Source organism: Caballeronia catudaia, from assembly GCF_001544755.2.
In the GTDB taxonomy this organism is placed as follows: domain Bacteria; phylum Pseudomonadota; class Gammaproteobacteria; order Burkholderiales; family Burkholderiaceae; genus Caballeronia; species Caballeronia catudaia.
The window spans coordinates 62210-70479 of sequence record NZ_FCOF02000036.1 but is presented as its reverse complement, the minus strand read 5'-3'; the positions used below and the strand labels follow the sequence as shown (position 1 = coordinate 70479).

General features: G+C 59.4%; 7 protein-coding genes and 1 pseudogene. 3 read left to right on the top strand and 5 right to left on the bottom strand.

Going from position 1 to position 8270, the window contains the following annotated elements; all coding sequences use genetic code 11:
- Positions 1-326: DUF6431 domain-containing protein (locus tag AWB75_RS37320; protein ID WP_235012265.1), on the bottom strand; the 326-nt coding region annotated here is incomplete at its 3' end.
- Between the two features lie 57 nt (positions 327-383).
- Here AWB75_RS37320 and AWB75_RS39355 point away from each other — a divergent pair.
- A complete protein-coding gene (locus tag AWB75_RS39355; protein ID WP_327219951.1) occupies positions 384-1064 on the top strand; it encodes an enolase-like domain-containing protein in 681 nt (226 codons plus the stop codon).
- Between the two features lie 293 nt (positions 1065-1357).
- On the opposite strand, the gene AWB75_RS39350 is transcribed toward AWB75_RS39355, so the two are convergent.
- The 4 genes and pseudogenes from AWB75_RS39350 to AWB75_RS27705 all read right to left on the bottom strand — a co-directional run bounded on the left by AWB75_RS39350 (position 1358) and on the right by AWB75_RS27705 (position 5244).
- A complete protein-coding gene (locus AWB75_RS39350) occupies positions 1358-2632 on the bottom strand; it encodes a S1 family peptidase (protein ID WP_327219949.1) in 1275 nt (424 codons plus the stop codon).
- A gap of 404 nt (positions 2633-3036) precedes the next feature.
- Positions 3037-3273: a hypothetical protein gene (locus AWB75_RS27720; protein WP_061127218.1), complete on the bottom strand. Its 237-nt coding sequence runs from the start codon at positions 3271-3273 to the stop codon at positions 3037-3039.
- Positions 3274-3769: 496 nt separating this feature from the next.
- A pseudogene (locus AWB75_RS27710) lies at positions 3770-4259 on the bottom strand (IS3 family transposase); the annotation flags it as partial.
- Between the two features lie 490 nt (positions 4260-4749).
- Positions 4750-5244: a YciE/YciF ferroxidase family protein gene (locus AWB75_RS27705; protein ID WP_061127227.1), complete on the bottom strand. Its 495-nt coding sequence runs from the start codon at positions 5242-5244 to the stop codon at positions 4750-4752.
- Positions 5245-5694: 450 nt separating this feature from the next.
- Between AWB75_RS27705 and AWB75_RS27700 the strand changes: the two genes are divergently transcribed.
- Entirely contained in the window at positions 5695-6921 is a 1227-nt protein-coding gene (locus AWB75_RS27700) for a glycosyltransferase (RefSeq protein WP_061127226.1), read from the top strand.
- Positions 6911-8227, top strand: a complete 1317-nt coding sequence (gene glf, locus AWB75_RS27695) for a UDP-galactopyranose mutase (protein WP_087086908.1) — start codon at positions 6911-6913, stop codon at positions 8225-8227. The genes AWB75_RS27700 and glf overlap by 11 nt, the downstream gene beginning before the upstream one ends.
- Positions 8228-8270: the final 43 nt, after the last annotated feature.

Below are 8270 nucleotides of genomic sequence, written 5' to 3'. Positions count from 1 at the left end.
GCGGCGATGCGGCGCAGCGACATGCCGGACATGCACAGGGAGAGCACCAGCTGCTGCAATGCCCAGCCGTACCAGCGGCGCGGGCAGAAGCACAGCGGTAGGCGTGAACAGGTACGGCAGCACGCCGTGCAGCGAAAGCGCGGCACCAGAACGGGATTCAGCGCACCGGCTGCGCTGCGATCAGCCTTGCGGTCGTAAAAGCCATGCCCCCAAAGGCTGGCGACGCCGCAGTGCGGACAACGCGGCGGACGGTAGGATTCGAGCGTGAAGAGGATGGCGCGCTGGTGTTGCTCCAGCGCGCGATGGGCGTGTACGATACGATGCATAGGCCGGTCAGTTCTGGAAAACGTGCGGGGTCTGGACAACGTCGCACGATACCAGAGGTGCATCGGCCTTCTTTACGCCTGCAGCGTCGCGCGCTACGCGCGGAAAAGTTCAGAACATCGTTCTCGCCGTCCGCGCGACAAACATCCCCTGTTCCATCTCATATTGCGCGCGCCATAACAGAATTGCAGCCCGTTCTGATCCCGCTGAAGCGGCCGATCGTGTCGCGGGTCGGCAGCTACTCGGACTGGCCGGTGGTCGCCATTACGCTGAGAACGAACGAAGGCGTCAGCGGATGCAGCTATCTCGAGCCGTACCTCGCTCATTCGATGAAGTACATCGTGTCGATCATGAGCGATCTGGCAGCCAGTAGGAAGGGCAAGCGCATCGCGCCCTTGTGCGACTTTCAGGCAGACCGCAAGTCCTTGAGTCTGGTCGGCTACGAAGGTCTTGCGATGATCGCCATCGCAGGGCTGGACATGGCGGCCTGGGACGCCCTGGCGAAAGCCGCGAATCTCCCGCTGGCGCGATTACTGGGCGGCGACGTCGGCACGGTGCCCGCTTATAACAGCAACGGTCTGTGGCTGACGGATACCGGGAAGCTTGCCGACGAAGCGCTTGCGCTGATCGCGGAAGGCGGCTGCGGGGCTGTCAAGCTGCGGCTCGGACGCGATCGATTGCAGCAAGATGTCGACGCCACCCGTTATTACTATCATTTCTGCACCCCTAAAGCAATTTAGCTTGCGCACGTCGCACCACGGCCATGCGCGAGAAGCGAGCATCTGAGCACGAAGACTATGACGCGCGTTGCGTCTTGAGTGGCAAGGCCGCACCAGATCTGGCCACCGCGTGGATTCCTCATATTGCCTTACTCGACATCAACATGCCGGGGATGGGTGGTTTCGCCTTCGCTCGACGACTACGGGAACGCATTGAGACGCAAGACATCACTCTGGAGTCCGGCACGACCGACGCCCTTCTGCGCCTACTCGCATTAATGCGGTCGGGCGTAGGGCGCTCATACGCCGTTCAATCAGTCGTTCTGTTCGTCAAGGTTTTTGCTCGAGGAATTCGACCCCTCTGTGTCCGGTTTGCTCGATTGGTCTTTGCCAGACTCGGTGGTCGAGACATTAAGCTCAGCGAGCGTCTTATCAATTTTTTCCTTGTCGCCGCGATCCAGCGCGTCTTGCGCGACGCGATCCTTGTTTGGTTGGGTTGTCGATTGACGTGCGTCGTGCTCACTACGTCCTTCTTGATCGACGGGTCGTTCTGTTTTGTTATGCTCGGTCATTATTGCTCCCTGTAAAGGTGGTTGCGTGATTGCCATGAGGATGTCGGCATACCAGGCGCTGTTCAGTCCGAGAGATTCGTCGACTTGCAGGTCCCGTCCGCCCATGTCGATCGTTGACGAGTGAATGCCCAGCAGCTTCCACGGCAGCGCGCACCTGCTACGCGCCGTCGCGGCGTTCGCATCACTCATCACGACGGGCGCGCCGCTGGTGCCTCGATGAGTGCGCGCATCGGTAATGAAGCAGCCTCTACCCTGGAAGCGAAGACCGAACGCCGACGCGATGACGCCTTGCCTGACCACGGGCAGGTGGTGCAGCGAATCATGGAAGCCGAGCGGGAAGCCAACAATCAGAACAGAAGACCCGACCGGCATCACGTCTTGTGCCTTGGGCAAATGCTCTGGCCCAAACGCTTCGAACACCGCTGTGGGGGGCAGTTGCTCCCTGAGCACCTCCAGAACGGCAACGTCGACCTCACCGCCTCCATCCGCACCTTCTCGCCAGAGGCTCGTCCCTTCAGCGTAAAGGGCAAGCGAAAACCAGGTCGACGCCCCGAGGTTGTCGCGGTCAATGTGAAGTTCTATCTCGAGCCGGTCCGGAAAGTGTTCGCTCAGCGCATCGTGGACGACGTGCCGGCTGGTTACCAAAAACAGCCGCTCGTCACGCACGAAGAAAAAGCCGCTGGCGTTCGTTAGATGACGTTCATTTGCGAATGTCCTGACGCGAACGGCCGCGAGTAATAGACCATCTGCGACAGGTTGATCGTCCGTCGCGCGTACCGCCGAAAACTGTCGTCCGACTGCGCAGCCGGCGAGGTCTGCGATTGATGCGAGGAGCGCCTTACCTTGCGGCGTTGCATGCGCGGATGCCAAAAAATCCGCGACCGGTGCGTCGGTCGGTTTTCCGCCTGATGCGACGTTCGGCACGTGGCGGACCACGGGTACGTCGTCGGCACCGCGTTGCAGGAGCCACCTGTCGCCATTTTCGCTGGCGTAGAGTTCGATCACTTCTTTAAGCATCTGGGAAATCCGGTGGAAATCGACCGCGGGACTGCCTTACAGCAATTGGCAAAATGGTACCTGGAGCAAGTTGACGACGATCTCAGTATCAGACTTTCAACCGTCGTTGTCCGGCGGGCCGATGAGAAGGTCGATTGCCGCCTGTCCGGCACACTCGGCAATGAGATAGGACCAGCGCCGCGTGAACGGGCCGTTGTGAAGTGGGATGCGACGGCCAGGCGCGCCAAGGACGCTCAGACTGCTGCCTCCGATATTTTGGAAGCTAACGTTGTAGGTCCTCCGACGAGGCCACCAGGGTCGCGTGAACTCGAATCCGCGGTAAGGGATGATGCGAACCATGAGGCGTTCCTCGAAGTGATCCCGTGCCTCACTCGGTAATGGGGTCATGGAAACCGTCGGCTGCGTCACTGCTTCTGGAGGGTGGCCTTTTGGACATACGTGTCAATCCATTCGCGGGCCCACGTTCTTGCGAACACAATGGCGTCTTCCCGCTCATCGAACCCGGCCAAGTCACCGCTCATGATGATCTGAACCCCTTGCCCGTCGACGGCAGGCGTCGTGATTTTTGCATGCGCCATATACTCGCCGTCCGCCCTACGCGGCGTTGGATCAACGCCAAAACTGGTCTCGATCAGGTTCATCTCTTTCTCCGCCAGGTCAACCTGCCATCACGCCGTGGAGTGGCTGGTCAATGAAGTTACTCCAGCACCGATTGGGCCCGACTGGCCGGCAAAGGAGCGCCATCCAATCACACGGGCGGGTGCTGATCTGCACGAGCAACGAAGACGGTCACATCGTCATGCTCCCGCGCGAAGCCGCGGTAAAGCACCGCAGCGATGAGGGATGGCCGACCACGCCATCATGCGAGGGAAGATGCTTATGCGACGGTTCAGTCCACACGCTTGCCGAGATGTTTCCTATCCCGGCGAATGTGAGGGCCGGATGGGTGATCGATGAAACCATCGGAACGCGTGCCACGCCGACGCAGGCGCCAACCGTGGATCGCAACACGGCGTGTGCGCAATGAACAATCTCCTTGATCGGTGCGTTGCCGTTCGCCTCGAGCGATCTCGCCGCCTGGGTCGCTGCATGGTTAGCGAATGTTCCGTGCCCAAGTCCGTCGGCGAGAAGTACCGTGATCTGGAGCTTCCGGATGTCTCGTCGGAGTGATTCGACCTGCTGCTCCAGCGTCGTCTGCTCGGAGGTCTGCGGCGGATCGTTGCGGCGTGTCATCATTGAAACAGCCTCCTGACGAGTAACCGATTTCTCCTGTTGTACAACGTTGGGCGGCTCACGCCAATCTTTTTGGCAACTTCCTCGGCGCTTTGTCGTCGAGTGCACAGATCGATGACCGCTGTATGCCTAAGCTCTGGTGCGTACCGAATACCCGAAGTCTTCCCGAGAGCGCGTTTCTTTCGTTCAGGATGCAGCTCGTCAAGCCAGGCGACGAGCGTCCCACGTCCCGGATATCTCAAGGCCTTTGTGCCGTGGCTCATGTAGTGGTCCGTGGCCGCCTTTTTTGTTCTGCCGAGTAGCGCGGCCTCAAGCAAATACGTTTTTTCCTCGGCAAATCGCGGCACCGCTCGTACTCATGATACCAACGTTCGAGAGATTTCGTTGTGGGATACCTCCGGTTGCAAGGGCCTTCCACGCGCTACGGCTTCGTTTCTTAGCCCATGAAGCTCCATCGTCTCCTTCCGAACGCCGAACGGTCCGCCTTTCCCGGCGAATACGTGACGAATCCGACGTCAAGGGATGCGTCGCCACTGCCTGGAATTGACGGCATCAGCGACACGCCGAACATGCAGTGCAGGATTCGGCACGCGGCCCGCTTCAAGCCAGTGATGCGAGAAAGGAAACGACTTGTGTGCCCTTCCCTGTCTCAGTGCGAATGCCGGTGCCTGAAGGCGTCTGCAGTTCGAACGGCTCGGGTCGCGGTCGATCAGCGCACTCGAGCAGTTCGAACGGCTCGGGTCGCGGTCGATCAGCGCACTCGTTCGGGTGCATCGTCTCACCGTTTCCATTCATACGACGGGTACGCCGCACGGAACTTCCTTGGATCCCACGCGGCGTGCGCATCGGTTCAGCGACTGGAAGTGGTCCGAACCGATAACGGCTTACTTGCCAACCTCCTCTTGAGAGAGCTCTTGCTTGGCCAACATCGTCAGTTTCTCGTCCGTTGCCTTTTCTTCTTCCAAGGTCTCGAGTAAAAGATTCATGCCCTCCGTATAGCCCAGCTTCTTGGCTAGCGTGGCAAGCGTCCCGTATGCAGCAATCTCATAGTGCTCGACTTTCTGAGCTGCGGCGATTAACGCCGCGTCCAAGATGGGACCCTTCTCGATTTCTTCAATCTGCTCTTGTCCCTCTTCGACAAGCCCCTCCATAGCGACGCACTTCACGCGCTTTAGCTTGATTCCAGAGGTCTCGACTACTTGATCAATTCGCTCGACTTGGCCTTGGGTTTCTTCCAAATGGGTCTTGAACGCTGCAGACAATTCCGGGTTAGTGGCCGCCCGGGCGAGTTTGGGCAACGCCTTGGTCAGTTGCTTCTCCGCACTATAGATATCTGAAAGTCCGTGAATGAAAAGATCATTGAGAGTTGCGACAGCCATGACGATTCTCCTATCGAGGTGGAAAGCAGGGGAGCAAACCATTGCGCAAACGTCGTGCCGCCCGAAAGGGCAGCCGTTGGCAGCCGCTCTGTAGGGATTCGTGATTGTGACCTCCGTCGCGCGGGGCGAGGGTCGGTGACTCAATCCTTGGCTTTATTGCAACCCAGCGTCTTCCGCGCCCAGCCGCGCCTCGCTGCGAGCCACAAAGGACGATGGCGTCCTTGGATGCATGAGCGTGCGCTAAAGACCGACAAATAGCCGCTTATCGGCGCCGCACGAGCCGCGCCAGCGGCTTTTCGAGACGCCGCCCTTCCAGGGCTTAAGGCACCGTCCTTGCTGAATGCTGCCAAGCCCACGTACGGACTGCTCGGTGCCTTCTCCGATCACTCGTCGTTTCCTCGGTCGCGACGCCGGGGAACAGTCGGCTATAGCGAACCCCGTGAGGCCGTCATGAACAGAAATCAACGTCCGGCGCTGGCAAGCAAGATAGATTCAACGGCGGGCGCGGTAGAAACCTACCCGCTCGAAGACCCGTTCGATGGCGTGATCTGCTTCTCGCATCTGCGCTGGGACTTCGTGTATCAGCGCCCGCAACACCTCATGTCAAGACTGGCGAGCCGTTATCCGCTGTGGTTTATCGAAGAGCCGGTCGATGTTGGCCAAGGAAAGGCTCGCCTCGAAATTCGTCGCGGCCGAACAGGACCGACCGTTGTCGTACCGTGTCTGCCGGGAGGCGCTGCACTAGAACGCGACGCTATTGAGAAATGCCTTATTGACGCACTCGTGTCCGAGATGGGCTTGAAGCGGTATCTGCTCTGGTTTTATACACCTATGGCACTGCCGTGCGCGCCGTCTCTCGCACCGGTCGCGACCGTCTACGACTGCATGGACGAACTAAGCGCGTTCGTGGGTGCGCCGGCCTCGCTCGAACTTGCCGAGCGCGCCCTGCTCGCGAAAGCCGACCTGGTCTTTGCGGGTGGGCGAAGTCTGTACCAGGCCAAGCGACGGCATCACCGGGCCGTTCACTTGTTTCCAAGCAGCGTCGACGTGGCGCATTTTAGACAAGCCCGGAAGGCGCTCCCTGAGCCACACAGTCAGCGGGCGATACCACGTCCACGTGTCGGCTTTTTCGGCGTGGTCGATGAGCGCTTCGACATGGTTCTGTTGCGGGAGGCAGCTGCAGCACGGCCAGATATCCATTTCGTGGTGATCGGTCCGGTCGTGAAGATAGACAGCAGCGAATTGCCGCGATGCCCGAACATTCATTATCTTGGCAAGCAAGCGTACACCGACCTGCCTGCATTTCTCGCGCACTGGGACATCGCCATGATGCCGTTTGCGCTCAACGCATCCACGCGCTTCATCAGTCCGACGAAGACACCGGAATACCTGGCCGGCGGACGTCTCGTTGTGTCGACCGCGGTTCGCGATGTCGTGGACACGTACGGCACCAGCCGTGCCGTCACCATCGCACGAGCATGTGGGGACGCCACCTCGCTCCCGTCATTTTTAGCGGCGCTCGACGAAGCGCTTGAGCAGTCGGCCGACCGGCTCTTCGTCGAGCAAGCGGCAGACGCGGCTCTCATGGGTATGAGTTGGGAAGACACCTTCGAGCGAATGCACGACGTCGTGTTGCAAGTGTTGGAGCAAGGGCACGAGGTGAATAATGCGCAATGACCTGAGCGGGCGCGAACCAGCAATCGGGGATAACCGCGGCCCCGGCAGCACTGACGGCAACGCCACCTGCGCACATGGCCGAGCCGGCCCGCGATGCGCGCGTAGCCAGCCGTTCGACTACCTGGTGGTCGGGGCCGGCTTTGCGGGTGCTGTTCTTGCCGAACGCCTCGCCGCCGGCCTGGGCAAAACGGTGTTGATCATTGACCGCCGTGACCACATCGGCGGGAACGCCTATGACGAATTTGATGCAGCAGGAATCCGAATACATCGTTATGGACCGCATATCTTTCACACGAACGCACAGCGGATTGTTGACTACCTGTCGAAATTTACCGAATGGCGTCCGTACGAACATCGTGTGAAGGCGCATGTCGACGGCATGCTGGTGCCGATTCCGATCAATCTGACGACTCTGAATGTCTTGTATGGGCTCCACATGACGTCGGTGGAGGCACGCGCCTTCCTTGCCGAACGCGCGGAGGCGCTACCTGACGTACTCACCTCGGAAGACGTCGTCGTCAGCGCGGTGGGCCGCGAGCTTTACGAAAAGTTTTTCCAGGGATACACCCGCAAGCAGTGGGGCATGGACCCGTCGCAGTTAGACAAGTCGGTCACTTCTCGTGTGCCCACGCGTACCGACACGGATGATCGCTATTTTGCCGATACGTTTCAATGCATGCCCGCTGAGGGTTATGAGCCGATGTTCAGAGCCATGCTGTCGCATCCTGCGATCACAGTGAGGCTCAACACTGATTTCCGTGAAGCGCGCAACGATTTCCTCTTCAAACACATTATCTATTCCGGGCCAATTGACGAATATTTCGACTTCCGCTTTGGCAAGTTGCCGTATCGCTCGCTCAGGTTCGTACACGAGACTCTTGACCTACCGCAGCTTCAACCGGTGGCCGTGGTGAACTATCCGGACGAAAACGTCAAATACACGCGCATTACCGAATATAAGCACATGACGGGTCAGTGTCATCCGAGAACCAGTATCTCCTTCGAATATCCGAGCGCCACCGGCGACCCGTTCTACCCGATCCCGTGCTCAGACAACCAGGCGCTTTACAAGCGCTACGAGGCCTTGGCGCAGCAGACGCCAGGTATCACGTTCGTTGGACGCTTGGGAACTTACCGCTATTACAACATGGACCAGGTCGTTGGACAGGCGCTCGCCGTTTATGCGCGGATTGAGGCCGAATCGTGCTCGGGCGAACGCTCCCGCCCACAGAGCGCGATTCACCGGGAAGAGGAAGCCATGGATGATAGCCCACTTCGAACCGCGACGGACATCCCATCACGATGAGACCTGCGCCTGAGTTCAAGTCCTTTTTTTGGGGCGGCTTTGA

Excerpts from the sequence above, each read along its gene's own strand:
- AWB75_RS39350 (WP_327219949.1), bottom strand. The coding sequence starts at position 2,632 with ATGCTTAAAGAAGTGATCGAACTCTACGCCAGCGAAAATGGCGACAGG.
- AWB75_RS27720 (WP_061127218.1), bottom strand. The coding sequence starts at position 3,273 with ATGAACCTGATCGAGACCAGTTTTGGCGTTGATCCAACGCCGCGTAGG.
- AWB75_RS27705 (WP_061127227.1), bottom strand. The coding sequence starts at position 5,244 with ATGGCTGTCGCAACTCTCAATGATCTTTTCATTCACGGACTTTCAGAT.
- AWB75_RS27700 (WP_061127226.1), top strand. The coding sequence starts at position 5,695 with ATGAACAGAAATCAACGTCCGGCGCTGGCAAGCAAGATAGATTCAACG.
- glf (WP_087086908.1), top strand. The coding sequence starts at position 6,911 with ATGCGCAATGACCTGAGCGGGCGCGAACCAGCAATCGGGGATAACCGC.